The 16,984-nt window shown below is 65.3% G+C and carries 15 protein-coding genes; 10 read left to right on the top strand and 5 right to left on the bottom strand.

The window, feature by feature from the left end; genetic code table 11:
• Positions 1-218 precede the first annotated feature (218 nt).
• Both ABD466_RS38990 and ABD466_RS38985 read left to right on the top strand, forming a co-directional pair.
• Positions 219-1,709 (top strand): helix-turn-helix domain-containing protein, encoded by a 1,491-nt coding sequence (locus tag ABD466_RS38990; protein WP_344662321.1) that lies wholly within the window; start codon positions 219-221, stop codon positions 1,707-1,709.
• A gap of 12 nt (positions 1,710-1,721) precedes the next feature.
• A complete protein-coding gene (locus tag ABD466_RS38985) occupies positions 1,722-2,627 on the top strand; it encodes a phosphotransferase (protein ID WP_344662320.1) in 906 nt (301 codons plus the stop codon).
• 356 nt (positions 2,628-2,983) lie between these two features.
• On the opposite strand, the gene ABD466_RS38975 is transcribed toward ABD466_RS38985, so the two are convergent.
• Positions 2,984-3,118, bottom strand: a complete 135-nt coding sequence (locus ABD466_RS38975) for a hypothetical protein (RefSeq protein WP_344662361.1) — start codon at positions 3,116-3,118, stop codon at positions 2,984-2,986.
• Between the two features lie 151 nt (positions 3,119-3,269).
• Between ABD466_RS38975 and ABD466_RS38970 the strand changes: the two genes are divergently transcribed.
• Entirely contained in the window at positions 3,270-4,673 is a 1,404-nt protein-coding gene (locus ABD466_RS38970; protein WP_344662319.1) for an NsdA family TPR-like regulatory protein, read from the top strand.
• Here the strand turns inward: ABD466_RS38970 and ABD466_RS38965 are convergent.
• Together ABD466_RS38965 and ABD466_RS38960 are read right to left on the bottom strand one after the other, a co-directional pair.
• Positions 4,663-6,435 (bottom strand): S9 family peptidase, encoded by a 1,773-nt coding sequence (locus ABD466_RS38965; protein WP_344662318.1) that lies wholly within the window; start codon positions 6,433-6,435, stop codon positions 4,663-4,665. The two genes, ABD466_RS38970 and ABD466_RS38965, sit on opposite strands and share 11 nt — an antisense overlap.
• Before the next feature lie 134 nt (positions 6,436-6,569).
• Positions 6,570-7,448: a phosphotransferase enzyme family protein gene (locus ABD466_RS38960; protein ID WP_344662317.1), complete on the bottom strand. Its 879-nt coding sequence runs from the start codon at positions 7,446-7,448 to the stop codon at positions 6,570-6,572.
• Between the two features lie 365 nt (positions 7,449-7,813).
• Between ABD466_RS38960 and istA the strand changes: the two genes are divergently transcribed.
• Positions 7,814-9,403: an IS21 family transposase gene (gene istA / locus ABD466_RS38955; RefSeq protein ID WP_344662316.1), complete on the top strand. Its 1,590-nt coding sequence runs from the start codon at positions 7,814-7,816 to the stop codon at positions 9,401-9,403.
• Entirely contained in the window at positions 9,400-10,170 is a 771-nt protein-coding gene (gene istB, locus ABD466_RS38950) for an IS21-like element helper ATPase IstB (protein ID WP_344662315.1), read from the top strand. The genes istA and istB overlap by 4 nt, the downstream gene beginning before the upstream one ends.
• 51 nt (positions 10,171-10,221) lie before the next feature.
• Here istB and ABD466_RS38945 read toward each other — a convergent pair whose 3' ends face one another.
• Together ABD466_RS38945 and ABD466_RS38940 are read right to left on the bottom strand one after the other, a co-directional pair.
• Positions 10,222-10,542 (bottom strand): hypothetical protein, encoded by a 321-nt coding sequence (locus ABD466_RS38945; RefSeq protein ID WP_344662314.1) that lies wholly within the window; start codon positions 10,540-10,542, stop codon positions 10,222-10,224.
• A 104-nt stretch (positions 10,543-10,646) separates the two neighbouring features.
• Positions 10,647-10,793, bottom strand: a complete 147-nt coding sequence (locus ABD466_RS38940) for a hypothetical protein (protein ID WP_344662313.1) — start codon at positions 10,791-10,793, stop codon at positions 10,647-10,649.
• Between the two features lie 437 nt (positions 10,794-11,230).
• On the opposite strand from ABD466_RS38940, the gene ABD466_RS38935 reads away from it, so the two are divergent.
• The 5 genes from ABD466_RS38935 (at position 11,231) to ABD466_RS38915 (ending at position 16,836) form a co-directional block, all read left to right on the top strand.
• Entirely contained in the window at positions 11,231-12,340 is a 1,110-nt protein-coding gene (locus tag ABD466_RS38935) for a radical SAM protein (protein WP_344662312.1), read from the top strand.
• Positions 12,337-13,164, top strand: coding sequence for an aldo-keto reductase family protein (locus ABD466_RS38930; RefSeq protein ID WP_344662311.1), 828 nt, complete (start codon positions 12,337-12,339; stop codon positions 13,162-13,164). Before ABD466_RS38935 ends, ABD466_RS38930 begins: the two co-directional genes overlap by 4 nt.
• A 69-nt stretch (positions 13,165-13,233) precedes the next feature.
• A complete protein-coding gene (serS, locus tag ABD466_RS38925) occupies positions 13,234-14,457 on the top strand; it encodes a serine--tRNA ligase (RefSeq protein WP_344662310.1) in 1,224 nt (407 codons plus the stop codon).
• Between the two features lie 13 nt (positions 14,458-14,470).
• Entirely contained in the window at positions 14,471-16,201 is a 1,731-nt protein-coding gene (locus tag ABD466_RS38920; protein ID WP_344662309.1) for a carbamoyltransferase family protein, read from the top strand.
• Entirely contained in the window at positions 16,198-16,836 is a 639-nt protein-coding gene (locus ABD466_RS38915; protein WP_344662308.1) for a hypothetical protein, read from the top strand. Before ABD466_RS38920 ends, ABD466_RS38915 begins: the two co-directional genes overlap by 4 nt.
• The last annotated feature ends 148 nt before the right edge of the window (positions 16,837-16,984 follow it).

Genomic DNA, 16,984 nt, shown 5'->3' with positions numbered 1-16,984 from the left:
AGCCCACTAGCTGTGTGAGCGTCTCTCGGGGAACACACAGCGCGACCCACCCACCGGTGGCGGCCAGCCAGCGGGGCGGGACTCGCCAGCTGGCCGCGGTCGGGCAATATCAGGGTGCGATGTTTATCGCGGCGCGCCTATGGGTGTTTATGGGATGTTGGAACCCGACGGGCGTCGCGCCGTCACGGACTGTGTTTGGCCGAGGAGGGGGATGGCTCATGCGCGAGCAGGCTGTACGCCGGTGTTCGGTGTGCAGCGCTGTGTTGAGCCGCTATAACGCCACCGAGCGGTGCGGAGCCTGTTCACGCAGCCCGCAACTGCCACCCGCCGACGACCTGTGGTCCACAGCCCAGGCCCAGCAGGCACTTCGTGGCTGGGACGTTGGGGCGGCGCTGGCGCTGTATCGCCGCCACACCGGAGTCACGCAAGTGCGCATAGCCGCAGCTGTCGGTATAGACCAGTCCGAAGTCAGCCGCCTGCAACGCGGCGAAAAGAAGATCCGGGATCGGCAGCAGGCTCTGATGTGGATCCGGGTACTCGGCGTCCCCGACGACCTGCTTCCCGTGATGCCCGCCGGCCAGGGACGCCCCGACTTGTCGAGCACCTTGTGGTTGCCGACCCTCGCCGACACCCTCTCCGCGGTGGGCGAGATGACCGGCGCCGACATCAACAGCCGCATCGGCGAAGCCGCAGAGGTCGACGCCGCACCACTTACTGACGCGCTCATAGCCTGGGCGAACGTCGCCCCAAACGGCGAGTCCGCTCACCGTGACAGGCCGGGACGCCAGATTGGGATGGCGGATGTTCAGACCCTGTCGATCATGTCGCAGGCATTCGCTGACGCCGACCACCGTCTCGGCGGCGGCCACGCTAGAAGCACCCTGGCCCACTACCTAAATAGCGTCGCGATCCCGCTCGCCTTGCACAGCAGCTACACCGATCACGTCGGTCGACAGTTGCTGGCCGAGATCGCGCGCCTGTCTGATGTCGCCGGTTTCATGGCCTTCGATGCCGGCCATCAGCTAACCGGTCGGCACTATCTCGTACACGCCCTGCGCCTTGCCGCCGCCGGTGGCAACCCCGTGCTCAGCGCGCACATCTTGACCGACCTGGCGATGCAGGCCATTTACGTCGGCCAGACTTCCCCCGCGGTCGACGCAGCCCATGCTGCGATCGCCGCCGCGCGGCGCGGCAACTCCCCATCCACCCTTGCACGCTGCTACGCCATCGCCGCTCGAGCCGCCGCAGCGGCCGGAGACGCCGCCGCGAGCGACAAACACTTGAACCAGGCCGAGCGCGTCCTAGACAACCGCGGCCACGGCGAGGAACCGGCCTGGATCTCGTTCTTCTCCACCCGGCAGTTGACCGTCGAGTCGATGTACGCCTCCGAAGCCCTCGGCCGCTCCACATACGTTCAACGCCACGCAGACACCGCCCAGTTGGATCACGCCGCGGGTGACGCGATGCCGCGGCGCGACGTGCTGGCCAAGTCCACGCTCGCGCTGTCGTACCTCACCGATGAACGGGTCGACATCGAGCGGGCCTGCGCGGTCATGACCGAATGCATTCCGCTGATCGGCGGACTCACCAGCGCCCGAGCCTTGGCGGCAGTCAAACGGACCCGTCAGCGTCTGGCAGACTTCAGTGATAGCGCCAGCGTCAAGGAACTCGAGGAGGCGTTCGCGCTGTCCGGCCAAGCCGACGTCTAGGAGCACCACGGCGTGAGGATCGACCATCTCCTTCAGACAAAACTCGAGTCGGCCTGTGGACTCCGCGGCATCAACCCCGCTGGCGCGCGGCTGCTCCACAACTACAGCAACACCATCTTCCACCTGCCCGCCGACGACGTCCTGGTCCGCATCACGGTGGGCCCGGCCGATATCGAACGAGTCCGGCTCACCCAGGCCGTGACCGGCTGGCTCGCCAGAACCCACGATTTCCCGGCGACCGCACCGTACCGGGCCGTAGAACCAGTCCGGCTCGCAGACGGAGCCGTCGCCAGCTTCTGGGAATACCATCAGCAACCTCAGCAACTCGAATACACCTCGGCCGACCTCGCTGCCCTGCTGCGCAGACTCCACCAAATCGACGACAACGGTCAGCCCTCCGGCATCGGATCATGGCAACCGCTGACGTCGCTCGAGACGGCGCTCGCCGAGAACATCCCCGACACTGTCCTCCCGGCCGACGACCTGATCTGGCTCAAGCAGGAAATCACGGCGGTGCGCGAGGAACTCGCCGACGTCCGCTGGGAGCTGCCGTACGGCCTGATCCATGGCGATGCCTGGGCGGGCAATCTGCTCGCTCGCGATCGCTCGACCGCTTTGCTGCTCGGCGACTGGGACTGGGTCAGCATCGGCCCCCGGGAAGTCGACCTGGTGCCGACCTGGCACGCCGCCCGACGCTACGGCCGCGACACCGCCTGGACCCAGGCTTTCGCTGAAACCTACGACTACGAGCTCAGCGACTCTCCCGGTTTCGAGACCCTCATGCGTATGCGCGACTTCATGCAGCTCACTGGCCCGCTCCGGCACTCTGCCACGCAGCCTCGGTACCGCGATGCGCTGCGGCAACGGTTGGACGGGATCCGCAGCGGCGACCGCGCGGGCCACTGGAGAACGATGTAGGCGAGCGGGCCAGGCATGTGCTCGCGAGCGCCTTCACGAGCTCGGGGCCTACAACAGCGAGAGGTTCGGGGGTGTCACGAGCGGCGCTATTCGGCGATACGCCTGCTCAGGGCGCGATCCGTGAGTTCCGCGAGGAGACCGGTATCACTGCGGAGGTCACGGGGTTTATCGGCGTCTGCTCCGACCCGTTGCACATCGTTGAGTACACCAACGGCGAAGTCCGACAAGAGTTCGAGATCACGCTCATCGGCAGGCCCCTCGCCGCAAGCAGGACGCCATGTCACGCAGTTGCTCGCGCACGACTTCCCGCCAACCCACCAGGTCACCGGTCAGCCCGCCGAGCCCCGGTACGCTGCTCACTGGCACTCTCCCGCGACCACGCTGAGCACGCTTGTGGAAGTGACCGGCGCGTAGGACAGCATCGACCCGTCGGTCCCGACCCCGGACTGGGACTCGCTGACGAACTCGGTCCGATCGACTCTCTTGGCCACCTGTAAACCCCCTGTCTACTCCTGTCCGCTCAGGCGGGCGTTATCAGGGTGCGATGTTTTGCAGTGGCCGTGTATGGGCGTTTATGGGATGTTGGAACCGGACGGCATCGCGCCGTCACAGGCTGTGCTTGACGGGGAGGGGGAACCGCTCGTGTCGGAGCAGGCTGCGCGCCGCTGCGCGACATGCGGCTGTGCCCTGAGCCGGTTCAACGACGCGCCGCTGTGCGGACCGTGCTCGCGCAGTCCCCAACTGCCGGCCGCCGACGACCTATGGACCACCGAGCCCGCCCGACAAGCCCTGAACACTTGGGATATCGGCGCGGCAGTCGGGCTGTACCGCCGCTACACCGGTGCCAAACAGGTCCGCATCGCCGCCGCCGTCGGCATCGACCAAAGCGAAGTCAGCCGCCTGGAGCGCGGCGGCAAGAAGATCCGCGACCGCCAACAGCTCCTGGCCTGGACCAGAGCACTCGGCATCCCCGAAACCCTCATTCCGGCATACGCAGCCGATGCCCAGCCCGACGCCGTCAATGCCACCTTCATCTCCGCCCGATCCGAGCAGGTGATCGCCTCATGGCTCACCGCGCAAGCGGCGCTGTCCGTCGGCAGCGGCAGCGGCGGTCTGCGAGTCACCGACCAAGACCTCGACGTGGCGCGCGGGATGCTGTCGATGTTCCGGGAACTCGACCACGCCCACGGGGCCGGAAGCTTCGCCGGGCATCTGGTCACCTACATCGACACCGAACTGAACGGCATGATCAACCGCCCGGTATCCACGGACCAGGTCGCCGCTGACCGGGACCGACTGGCCGCCGAGTTCTTGGAACTCGCCGGATACCAAGCCGTGGACGCTGGTCGGGACGGTGCCTCGCAGCACTTGTATCAACGCGCTCTGACCGCAGCGATCCGCTCCGGAGACACCGCCTACGGCGGCTACCTCGTGGCGGTGAACCTCGGCCACCTCGCTCTTCACTGCAAGCACCCCGAAGTCGCGCTCACCTGGGCAAAGAAGGCCGAGGCCGGAGTGGGCACTGCGGCCAGCCCGGCGACCCGCGCCGCGATCACTGCGGTGTCAGCCCGAGCCCTGGCCCGGATGGGCCGGGAGAAGGAGACCACCACAGCATTGATGACCTGCGAAAATCTGCTCGATGCAGTCAACCCCGATAATGAACCGGCCTGGATCGCCTACTTCAACCGCGCCTACCTCGCCGATGAGATCGCGCACTGCCTCCACGACCTCGGACGCGCCCCGGCCGCCCGCACCGAAGCCGAAAGCGCCATGGAAGGAGTCGGCGCCTCCCGGGTCCGGCGGCTGGCCATTGACGCGGCGCTACTGGCCTCGACCTGGCTGCGCTCCGGCGACGTCGAGCAGGCGTGCGCGGCGGCCAGGCAGGCCGTCGAATACACCGCCCGCACCTCCTCAGGTCGATGCAGACAACGAGTGCGCACGCTGATGAGCGACCTGTCGGTCTACCACGGCTCCCCGTATGCCGCCGAGGTCGAAGCACTGGTCCGCGAAGTGCTTCCCGAGGCGGCACCCGCGATCAGTCGGTGAACCGCCGATAGAACGCCAGCTCCGCCCGAAGGGCCTGCGCCAGGACTTCCGGCTTGGACAGGTAGTGGCCCACGTCGTCGAAGAACAGCGCCTCATGCCGCCGATCGCGAATAGAAAGCTCGCCAGCCAGAGCCTCCGCGTCAGCGACCGTCGCGACCTGATCGCCTCGACCATGCATCAGCAGCACCGGGATCCTCACCTTCTCGGCCCGTACCGCACCGGCCGGACCAGCCAGAGTCCTGGCATGCGCCCGCTGGAAGCGCGGAGCCGTCGTGGCCCAGCCAACCGGGTCGACGATCGCCGAAATCGCGGTCACCGCCGCCAGCGGCGAATCCTGGACACACGCCGCCTGAAGAGCGGTGTATCCGCCGGCACTGCTGCCGGACAAGAAGACTGCGCCAGGCACAGCGAGTCCCTCGGATACAAGATGCCGCGCGACGGCCAGACAGTCCTCGACGTCGAAGGTTCCCCAGTTCCCATTCAGGCAGGTGCGGAACGCGCGCCCCAGTCCGGCGGAACCACGGTAGACGACCTCGGCGACGGCAAAGCCGTGGGCGACGAAGTACTGCTTCGTCCAGTCCAGCCGGTCGCGGACCTCGTCCGTCGGACCGGCATGCGCCCGGATGATCAGCGGGACCGGCTCGTCGACGCTCGGCCGGTGCATCAGGAACCGGAGTTGGCCGCGGCCTGGCACTCGACGGTGCTCACCAGCCACCGCCGCTGGTTTCGCGGACACGACGGCCGGCGATGAAGCAGGCGCAACGTTCGCGTCCACGTTCACATCGACAACAGCGGGCGGCTCGGCTGAGGCTGAACCGATGACGGCCACCCAATGGGCGTGAGCAGCTACGTATGGCTTGATCGACGTGAGCGGGACGTCGACGTCACGTACGGTCCCATCGGCGGCGGCAATGACCAGGCGATGTGACAGCCCATCCTGCACCGTCAGCGCGATTCGACCATCAGCGAGAAACGCGAACGACTGGTAGCCGGCCTCCCACGGCGCCGGCGCACAGTCAAAGTCCATTGGCGCCACGGCGCGGTGGCGCACCCCATCCCAGCGATACAAATTCCACCATCCGCTGCGGTCCGACAGGTAGTACAGCTCCCCGTCCGGACCCCACATCGGCTGAACGACCGACTCCTCGACGCCGCCCGCGATCACCTTCGGCGATTCCGGCACCCCGTCCGAGACCAGACGAGATACCAGCAGACGGCTTCCGTCCCACGGCATCTGGTCTTCGTCCCACTCCAGAACCGCCAAATGGTCACCCAGCAACCGCGGGGCACCCAGAAACCCAGCCGATCGGAGCAGAACCTGAACGGAGCTTTCGCCAGCGTGGCAAAGGACGAGTTCGTCGCCGCCGTCACAGCCGCGGACCGCCAGCACACCCCCCGGGGCAGGGCTCAGATCACCGAAGAGAAATCCGCCCTCCCCTGTTACAGCCTCGACGTGACCAGATTCGGGGTTCAATCGGCGAAGCCCGCTGTCTGTTCCGTCGATGAACCACACGACGCCGTCATCTCCCACGGCATACGACCCGCCGCCGTAGCCATGCAGCCAGCCGCCGATCGCCAAGCCCGGTGGCGTCACGGGCACCGGTGCCTCGGCTCCGGAACTGCGCATCAACTGGGTCTTACCGCCGCTTGGGGAGTTCTGAAGCCACCACAAGACGCCTGCAGCGAAGGTGAGCTCGTCGATCGAGACCTTCTGCCGTGCGACCCATGTCGCGTCCTCGAGGGGTTGATCCTCTTGTTCCATCAACGGGCGTGTCTTTCATCCGAACATCGCTACAGATAGGAGGCCTACCGGACCATTCCATCAGATACGTCGCGGCGGGATCGAACCAGAAGCGGTCAACATCAGTGGAGATCGGAGTCACCGAGCTGCACCGCCTAGTAGGGATGCCACCTGCGAGGTCGTTGGGGGTCGCCGAGGTCGGCAACACGGCCAGCGAACTCCTGTGCCACGAGCGGGTCCGAAGCGGCCTTCTGCGCCAGCCAGCAGGTCATCCGTAGCTCTTGGACGGCCTTCAGTGTGGGCCATGCCGGGTCCTGGGTGACGTCGCAACCGATGGCGTCACAGAAAGCCGCGTACTCCGCAGCGGTGTGCCAGCCGAGGTCTCGATATACGGCGGTGATCATCAGGTCCCACGCCGATGCACCGACGCATACTCCGTCCAGGTCGAGCATCGCCAGATCACCATTGGCTTGGACATGGATGTTGCCGATATTCGCATCACCGTGAAGCACCACATTGGGGCGCTGGATGACGGCCAATGCCACTGGCAGTTGCGGCTCAAATCGGGCGACCAAAGCTTCCAGCTGTGTTCGCTGGGCCGCGTCAAGGCTTGCGGTTCCATCAAGGCGTTGGCGCATACGCGGAAACGGGTCGAGCCTGGGAAGGTCGAGATCGTCGGGTGGGGTCAGCTCGTGCATCACCCGTAGCACCTCCGCCAACCGGTCCGGCGTCGTCCAGTCGCCATCGACTGCGTGCCAGAACGTGACCGGAAGCGCGACTCGCTCGTCCGGCTGCTCGTTCGCGAGTGGCCGTTCAACTGGTACTCCCGATGCTCCAAGCCAGCGAGCAACAAGAACCTCGCGCTTGGCGTGCGGGAACCTGGATCGGCTGCGTGCGACCTTCGCCACCACGTCTCCGCGGCGGAACACGCCTCGCTCGCCGATCCGTACGGTCAACCATTCGCTATCCGGGATGGTCGCGAGAACCGCTGCGTGGGCAAGCGTGCGTCGCGCGTCTTCTTCGAAGTCGGGCACGCCCACGACGATAGGCTCCATTCCGTTTGCCCGCCGGGATCTAGCGGTCGTTCTTACGCGGTTCAGCCCTGAATGTCAGCCGTCACGGATTTCCCCGCCGAACGTCATGATCACGTCTCGTAATTCCCCGCCGGGCTCGTCGTCGTCCCCGGTGCGCGGACGTCTGCTGACCGCTGCCCCGAGGTAGCGCTCGCGGGTGGTTTTAGTGCTTTGTCATATGGTTGCCCGGCTCGGTTTTGTTCGTCGCGGGTAGCGCCTCCGGTGGGTCGGGAGGGACGTGGTCGCGAAGCCGAAGCGTCGTGGTCCCCCCCGCCTCCACGGTTCAACAGACCGATGGGCAGCCGATGGCAAGGAGGACGTTCGCCGTGGTCGACATCATCGAGATCTACGTCCACTGGTATGCGGGTCGCTCCAAGGGGGCGGTGGCCACCTCGCTGGGGATCGATCGCAAGACGGTGCGGAACTACCTGCGGCCGGCCGAGCAGGCCGGGATCGTGCCGGGTGGGCCGCCGATGAGTCAGGAGGACTGGTCGAAGCTGATCAGGAGCTGGTTCCCGCAGCTGGCTGACCGTCGGCTGCGGCAGGTCCGCTGGGGCGAGCTGGACGCGCACCACGAGTTCATCAAGGAGCTGCTTCCGGTGGCGTCGCGGGCGACGATCCGGCAGCGGCTGCGAGACGAGCGGGGCCTGGACATCTCCGAGCCGACGCTGCGACGGTGGCTGCACGCCACGATGCCAGAGCAGGCCAGGGCAAAGGTGACGGTGCTGCGGGACGAGGTCGACCCGGGCAGCGAGGCGCAGATCGACTACGGGTTCCTGGGGCAGTGGACCAACCCGCGCAGCGGCAAGCGGCACCGGATCTGGGCGTTCGTGATGGTGCTGCCGTGCTCGCGGCACATGTTCGTGCGCCCGGTGGTGAACATGGACCAGCACACCTGGACCGAGGCGCACGTCGCGGCGTTCGAGTTCTTCGGCGGGGTGCCGAAGCGGCTGGTGCCGGACAACCTGAAGACCGGAGTCGACAAGCCCGACCTCTACGACCCGAAGATCAACCGGGCGTATGCCGAGCTCGCGAACTACTACGGGGCGCTCGTGGACCCGGCTCGCGCGCTCAAGCCGAAGGACAAGCCGCGAGTCGAGCGGCAGATGCCATATATCCGGGACTCGTTCTGGGCCGGGCGCGAGTTCGTCTCGATCGAGCACATGCAGGCCCAGGCGGTCGTCTGGGCCCGTGACGTGGCTGGCCAGCGTGAATGCCGACCGTTGGGCGGTGCGGCGCCGATCGCGGTGTTCGAGGCGATCGAGTCGGAGATGCTGCTGCCGCTGCCGGAGGCGCCGTTCACGCTGGCCCGCTGGTCGACCGCGACCGTCGGCCCGGACATCCACATCAAGGTCGGCCGCACGCTCTACTCGGTGCCGTGGAAGCTAATCGGCCGCCGGGTCGACGTCCGCTCCACGGCCACGATGGTCCAGGTGTTCCTCGACGGTGAGTTGGTGAAGACGCACGCCGCTCTGGAGCAGGGGAAACGGACCGATGCCGCAGACTACCCGCCGGAGAAGATCGCGTTCCAGATGCGGACGCCGGTCTGGTGCCGGACTCAGGCCGCAGAGGTCGGGGACGCCTGCCGGGCGCTGATCGACGGGCTGCTGGAGGTCAACGCGCTCTACCGGCTGCGGGCGGCACAAGGCGTACTCGGGCTGCGCAAGAAGTACGGCGACGCCCGGCTGGAGGCCGCCTGTGTGAAGGCGACCGCGGTCGGCGATCCGTCGTATCGCACCGTGAAGGGCGTACTGATCGCCGGCACCGAGACCGACCCGGAGCCGGAGACCGGCGACGCCGGTGCGGCCGCGTTCCTGCACGGCCCGGCCGGGTTGTTCGCCGCCGCGACCACGGGGACGAGCGACGACCTCCCCGACGACCCTGCTGCCGACGACGCCGAAGGTGGTGACCGGTGAACCCGATCGACAACGCGCTGCGCGAATCCCTCAAGGTCCTTCGGCTCTCCGGCATGCTGGAGACCCTGGATGCTCGTCTCCTGCAAGCCCATGGCGGCGAGCTCGGCCACCTGGAGTTCCTGCAGGTCCTTTGTCAGGACGAGATCACCCGGCGGGAGACCGTCGCCTTCCAGCGCCGCCTTCAACGCGCCCACTTCGAGCAGAACGTCACCTTGGAGGAGTTCGACTTCAACGCCTCCTCCAAGCTCCCGGCCGCCCAGATCCGCGACCTGTCGGCACTGCGCTGGCTGCATGCCGGCGAGTCCGTGATCCTGTTCGGGCCGGTCGGCGTCGGGAAGACCCACGTCGCCCAGGCTCTCGGACACCTGGCGGTCCGACAGGGAGCCAACGTCCGCTTCGCCAAGACCAGCCGCGTCCTGGCAGACCTGGCCGGCGGGCATGCCGACCGCACCTGGGACAAGAGGATCAAAGAACTGATCCGTCCCGACGTGCTCATCCTCGACGACTTCGCGATGCGCCAGCTCACCGCACCCCAGGCCGACGACCTCTACGAGCTGGTCAGCGAACGTCAGGGCCGCAGCATGGTGATCACCAGCAACCGGGCCCCGAGTGACTGGTATCCGCTGTTTCCGAACCCCGTCGTGGCCGAATCCCTCCTCGACAGAGTGATCAACAATAGTCACCAGGTCATCATGAACGGCCCCAGCTACCGGCCCAACAAGCGCCCGAAGAGCGCCGTCAAGGACGACCCGCCCAAGGCCAGGTAGATACGCGACATCGACGCTCTCGTCGGGACACCGCCCGACGAGAGCCGTTGTTCAACGAGTCACCGGCCCGCCGACCAACTCGAAGTCGACCATGAACTTGCCGTGCTCGGCAGGCACGACGCGATAGCTGAACCGATGACCCGGCAGCGCCTCGACGTCGACCTTGAACTTCCGGGCGAGGATCTCGGCATTCTCGCGATGCTTGTCATCCGAACCGTCGACGGCCTGCGCATGCGCGAAGACTCCCCGCACCGCGATGACGACGTATTCAACCCGGCGGCCACCACTGAGATCCGGCTCATAGCCGTCGTGATCGCAGGCCACCACCTGAGCAAGAACCTCACTGAGGCCTATCTTGGGACGATCGCTCATGAGCCGCCATGCTAGCCGGGACCTGGCCCATTACATGACGCAAGCCCCGGGGAATAACGAGACGGTTCACACCTGAAGTCTGGGCCAGTCACACGAAGGTGGTGCTACCGGCCGAGCGCTGCTTCGATGGCACGCTCGTGAACGACACCGGCACGGACGATCTCGCCGGAGCAGTCGACGATCGTCATGTGGTTGGCGGCTGGGCAGACGCCGCCAATCACGACGGACACGCTGAGGCCAGCCTCGGTCATGTGAGGTCCCTGACCTGGTACCCCAGACTCCGACAAGATCCCATAAACACACATACTCAAAGGGTCGAACAGTGGACAGGCTGGAATCACCAAACCAATGAGGATGCCGAGCCTCGTACAGGCTCAAGGCCGACTGGGATCAGGCTTCTGGTCTCAAGTTCGGCAGGGGTTCGGCCACGCTGACTGATCGCAGGAGAACGCACACAGACGACCACCATTGGGCAACGCAGGATGCATCACCACGACGGGAGCCGCGCCGCCGGCCATCAGACGCAACCCGTATACGAGCACTGATGGTCACTGCTAGGTTGCAGGCGATCACTCCTAGTTCGACATCCTGTCAGCTGTCCTCACTGCTGTCTAAGGATGCATGACCGGGAACGACGATCGCGAGGCACAGCACATCAACCACCAACGGCCAACGAGCTGGAGGCAGCATGCTCATCATGGACGGACGTTCGGCACCGGGCCGCCGGTCGTGGAACCTCCGGATCGGACTCACGTCCCGCTGCAACATCCGTTGCAAGTACTGCCTGCCAGCCGGGCCGCAGGGCGTGATCACCCAGGCATCGTTCGAGGAACTGGTGGAGGTACTGCGGGCCGCCTACGAGGTCGGCATTCGCCGCGTCCACTACACCGGCGGTGAGCCCACCGTGCGTAGAGACTTCTTGGACATCCTGCGTGCCGCCAAGGACATCGGGTTCGCACAGCAGATTGTCACGACCAACGGGTACCGGCTCCATCGTTTCATCGACGAGGCAGCGGAGGCCGGGCTCACGAGGGCAATCATCAGCCTCGACACCCTCGATGCACAGCAGAATGCGTTCATCACGCGCGCCGGTTTCTTCAACGACACCGTCCAGAGCATCACCCGCGCGGTGGAAGTGCTGCCGACGCTGACGAAGATTAGCTGCGTGACCATGCGGTCGACGCTGGACGAGCTGCCCAAGTTCGTGGAGTTCGCCCAGGACCTCAACAGTCGCGGCCACGACGGCAAGTTGGCGATCAAGCTGAACCAGTTCTTCCCCAGCAACCCGGCACAGCTGTCCGACGAGGGCGAGGACTACTGGAAGAAGGAGTTCGTCGAGGAGGGGGTGATCCTCGAAGCGCTTGCCAAAGCCGGCGAGCTCAAGCCCATCCCACGGTCCACTGTCGAAGGCGACAACCCGAGCTACAACTACTACCAGATCGGCGACACCGGGGTGATGGTGGCGGTGCTCGCGATGTTCTCCTGGGACTACCCCTGCGGCGGCTGCAAGAAGCTGCGCATCAGCCCCCAAGGGCTGGCGACCATCTGCATCAGCCAAAAGAACCCGCCGGTGCTGTGGGGCATGTCCTACGAGGAGAAGCTGGCGACGATCACGCACCTGACGGACTACCGGGACGGCGACCAGTTCGACGTCGACTTCCCCGACCGGCGCCACTACCGACCCCAGCTCGGCGAGCTGCGGTTCGACAAGGTGGTTGGGCCAAAGAAGGAGATCGTCCACTTCCGCGAGATCATGACGCGCGACCAGATGCTCGCCCAGCAGGCCGCTGACGAGTGACCGTCACCAGGCTGTGCTTCGGCACCAGCACGTTCGCTGCCGGGCGGCTGATACCCGACAAAGACTCAGGTCCGGGGATCGCCGCCCTGGCAGCGGCGGTGGATGCCGGGATACGCATGATTCATTCCAACCCGAAGCTGCAAACTCAATGGGCGATCCGAGAAGCGCTCAGCCGAGTCCACGAAGACGTACGGATCCGGCACGTGGTGAAGGTTGAGCTGCCCCTAGGGGCGTCGGAGCACGAAGCCTGTGAACTGATCCATGCGAGGCTTACACAATCAGCTCAGAACCTCGGCATCGACCGGGTCGATGCCGTCACCATCGAGATCGACCTCAAACGGACTCGGGACCGAGCGCTCCTCGTGGACGTCGACGCGCTCACAGCGTTCTACGACTTCACGGCCAAGCAGGTAGCCAGCTTCGGCGGTCAACCAACTGTGTTCGCCTACTGTCACAGCCCCGCGCACCTTGATGCCTGCCTCCGTACGACGCAGATCGGCGGCTTCGCGGCGCAGTACAACCCCGTCGAGGCATGGCCTGGGCTGTACCTGGACCGCATTGCCCTCAGCGATCGGCCGTTCCTTGCCATGGCACCACTTCGCCGATCATTGCTGGTCGACACGGCTGCGCCGACCGCCAGAGATCGCCTACGCTCCCTTCGCTGGGTGTTGGGACACCCTGCGGTTACCGCCGCCGTGATCACAATCTCATCATCCGAACACCTGTTAGAGGTTATCGATGCCGCCCAACACCCGCTGCGCCTTGACCAGGTACGTCAGCATCTCGAGGCTTGGCGACATGCCCCCGTACCTAATCAGCCGTAGGCGGAGAGTGATCATCCGTATGATTTAGAGCGAGCAGTCCGCTCCGAAACCACCTCAGGAAGGTCAGTAATGATCGACATCGCATTGGTTCGCACCAACCCGGACGTCGTGCGCGAGGCGGTGCGAGCGAAGAGTTCCGACGTCGATGTCGAACGCCTGATCGAGGTCGACTCGCTGATGCGCGCCGAGCAGGGACGCATGGAGGAACTGCGTGGGCGCCAGAAGAAGCAGGGCAAAGATACGGACCTGGAACTGGCCCGCGCTCTCAAGACTGAGCTGCAGGAGGCGACTGAACGCTTCCGAGCGCTGGAACAGGAGCGTGATGAGCTCTGGGTCCGCGTTCCGAACCTAGTCGCCGAGGATACGCCGGTCGGCGACGACGATGAGGGCAACGTCGAGCTGCGCCGCGAGGGTAACCCTGTGCCGGCGGATGAGGAGCGTGCCCACGACAAGATCGGCGAACAGCTCGGCATCTTCGACATGGCCCGTGGCGCTGAGGTCGCAGGAGCTGGCTTCTACTATTGGCGCGGCGACGGGGCACGCCTGGCCTGGGCTATCTTTTCCTACGCGCAGGACCTCCTTGGCGGGCGTGGATTCACCCCGATGATGACCCCGCTTGTCGCACGCGAGCGGACATTCTTCGGCACCGGCTACCTTCCGTTCTTCGCCGACCAGCTTTACCGCGTCGAGGGAACTGACCTGTCGCTCATCGGTACGTCCGAGCAGACGCTCATCGGGTACTACGGCGACACGATCGTGGACCTGGACGAGTTGCCGATCCGTCTCAGCGCATTCAGCCCCTGCTTCCGCACTGAGGCCGGCAGCGCCGGACGTTCCAACCGAGGCGGCTACCGGGTCCATCAGTTCCACAAGGTGGAGCAGATCGTCATCTGCGCGCCTGAGGACTCCGAACGCTGGCTCGACGAGTGCCAGACCAATGCGGAGGACATCCTGCGCGGGCTGGAGCTGCCATTCCGTGTCGTACGGGTCTGCCTCGGCGATCTCGGCGCCCCCGCCTACAAGAAGTACGACACCGAGACTTGGTTCCCCAGCTTCGGGGCCTACCGCGAGACCCACTCCAACAGCAACCTGATCGACTACCAGGCGCGGCGGTTCAAGATTCGGTTCCGGCGCGACGGGAAGACCATCCACCCACACACCATCTCTTCCACGGGCATCACTGACCGCGCAGCTCTTGCTGTCCTGGAGAATCACGTCCAGCCTGATGGCAGCATCTACGTTCCCAAGGCGCTGCGGCCCTATCTCGGGGGAGCTGAACGACTCGGAAAGTAGGTGATCGGAGGCCGTGGATTCGCCGATCCTTGGCCTGAACTTCGGCACCCACGACGCGGCGGCGGCCCTTGTCATTGACGGGGCTGTCGCCGCGGCGGCCGAAGAAGAACGCTTCAGCCGGTCCAAACAAACCAAGGCATTCCCTACACAAGCCGCGGCGTACTGCCTGCGTGAAGCAGGGGTCGAGCCCGGCGACATCAAAAGAGCCGCCCTGTTCGTGAAACCGCGACTACAGCTGATGTTGCCGCTGACGAACCTTCGGCAGGCGTTCCCCGCCGCTCTGGGTTCAACAGCGTCAGACTTCGGCAAGTATCGCAGCAGGAGCAAGGCACCCGACCAAATTCGCAGTAGCGGACTGGTAGCCGAACACTGTCAGATCATCCCGGTCCGCCACCACCTCGCACACGCAGCTAGCGCCTACCTCACCTCGAACTTCGCTCATGCGACTGTCGTGACAATCGATGGCCGTGGCGAATACGAGTCCTGCTGCATTTTCGAAGGCCGCGACGGCAAGCTCCGCAGAGTCCACTCCGTCGCATACCCGCACTCCATCGGCTACCTCTACAGCATGATGACCAAGTACCTCGGGTTCCGACCCCAGCGGGACGAGTACAAGGTCATGGGGCTCGCCGCGTACGGCTCTCCGAGCCTCGTCCCGGTGGTGCGCGAATTCGCCGCATTCGATGGCGAGCGAGGCCGGCTTCGCCTCGACCTCGACTACTTCGACCACCATCGCCGCCCCAGCCACGCGCGTCAACTGTTCAGCGACAAGCTCATCCGACTCCTGGGGCCGGCACGCTCCGCCTACGATCCGATCGACGACCATCACCGCGACATCGCGTTCGCCGTGCAGCAGCTCACTGAAGAACTCGTGCTGGGGTACGTCGCCTTCGCCCAACGCCTCGTTCCTGGAGACAACCTCTGCATGGCCGGCGGTGTCGCACTGAACGCCGTCGCGAACGGCGCGGTCATTGAGTCAGGAATCTTTAAGGCCATCCACATACAGCCCGCAGCGAACGACGCTGGCACAAGCGTCGGCGCCGCGCTCGTCGCTGCGTCGCAGAACCTAGGTAAGGCACCACGCTGGCACATGCGTTCAGCTTTCCTCGGCCCCGCGGCCAGCACGACAGCTGTGCAGGCGGCGATCTCTCAGGCAAGGGATCAAGGCTGCGACGTCCGGACAGTTGACGACCCCTGCCGTGTCGGAGCCGAGCTTCTTGCCCGGAACCAGATCATAGGGTGGGTCCAGGGGCGAATGGAGTTCGGCCCTCGTGCTCTCGGCGCGCGATCCATTCTCGCCAATCCGATGCACGCCTCGAACACGTCGCGGGTGAACGCGCTTATCAAGCGCCGCGAGGCGTTCCGTCCCCTCGCGCCGGCGGTCTTGGAGGAGGACGGCGACGACTACTTTGTCCTCAGCGAGGCTGGCCGCTCCGTCTACCCGTTCATGCTTGCCACCGCCAAGGTCCGGCCGACGCAGGCGGAGGCGATCCCCGCAGTCGTCCACCAGGATGGATCTGCTCGCGTTCAGACTGTGTCGCGCAACACTAACCCCTTGATGTGGGGGATCATCGACGCCTTCAAATGCCTGACCGGCGTGCCTGTGGTTCTCAACACGTCCTTCAACGACGCAGACGAACCGATTGTGTGTACGCCCGTAGAGGCCGTGCGGACCTTTCTTGCCTGCGGGCTCGATGCGCTCTTGATCGGTGACATGCTCGTGACTCCGAGGAGAGAGCAGTGAGCGATACCGCCGGCCGCCTTCTCTTGATGCTGAAGCCCGACGGCTACGCACGACGCTGCACAGGACAAGAGGCACAGACGGTTCGCGGCGCATGGAGCGATGTGATCGCCTGGCTTCAGGGCGTCGATCCCGACGACTTGGCTCATGCTGAGCTTGTGGGTGAGGTCGCCAAGAAGGCCGGTTTGCGTATGGTCCGATTCCCCGAATACGACCTGCGTGTGTGGGTCGAACAGGCAGCTGGCATCTCGATACCGCAGGCATCGCCATCCAGCCAGAGCCCGGCGCTGGTGGGCCTTGATGAGCTCGCAGCTGAACTACTCGAAGTGATCGGGTTCGTTCGCGAAGCCGACCCATATCGCGGATGGCTGAACAGGGTCACCATCGAAATGCTTTATGGCGATGCGCCGACGTTCCAGACACGTACTCGAGACCGACTCATCAGCCTGCTTCTGCAAGGGCCCGTACAGATCCAGACCCTGCTCGGCACCCGACGTGAATTGGCCTTGGCTTTGAAGTTCGTCGTGAGGCGTGCGTTGTCGTCATCCGCGCTGAGCAACATGGTCCACATCGAAGCGGTAACCGAAATCGAACACGACCTGATCGGCAGATCGCTCGTGGGCTGTGGACACGTCTAAGCGCGCTGGCTCGCTCCCAGCTCGCTCATGAAGGCGTTGACCGATGCGTTCCCCGAACTCGGGCCAAGCGGAGGGCCGATGCTGCCCAAGACCCAATGCCACTTAGCTTGTTGTGATCAAGCTGCGAGGTGGAGTGATGTCGCTTGGG

This window comes from Catenulispora subtropica, from assembly GCF_039531675.1.
Lineage (GTDB): Bacteria > Actinomycetota > Actinomycetes > Streptomycetales > Catenulisporaceae > Catenulispora > Catenulispora subtropica.
Note: the sequence above shows the minus strand (reverse complement) of the source record. Positions and strands in the feature narration are given on the sequence as shown.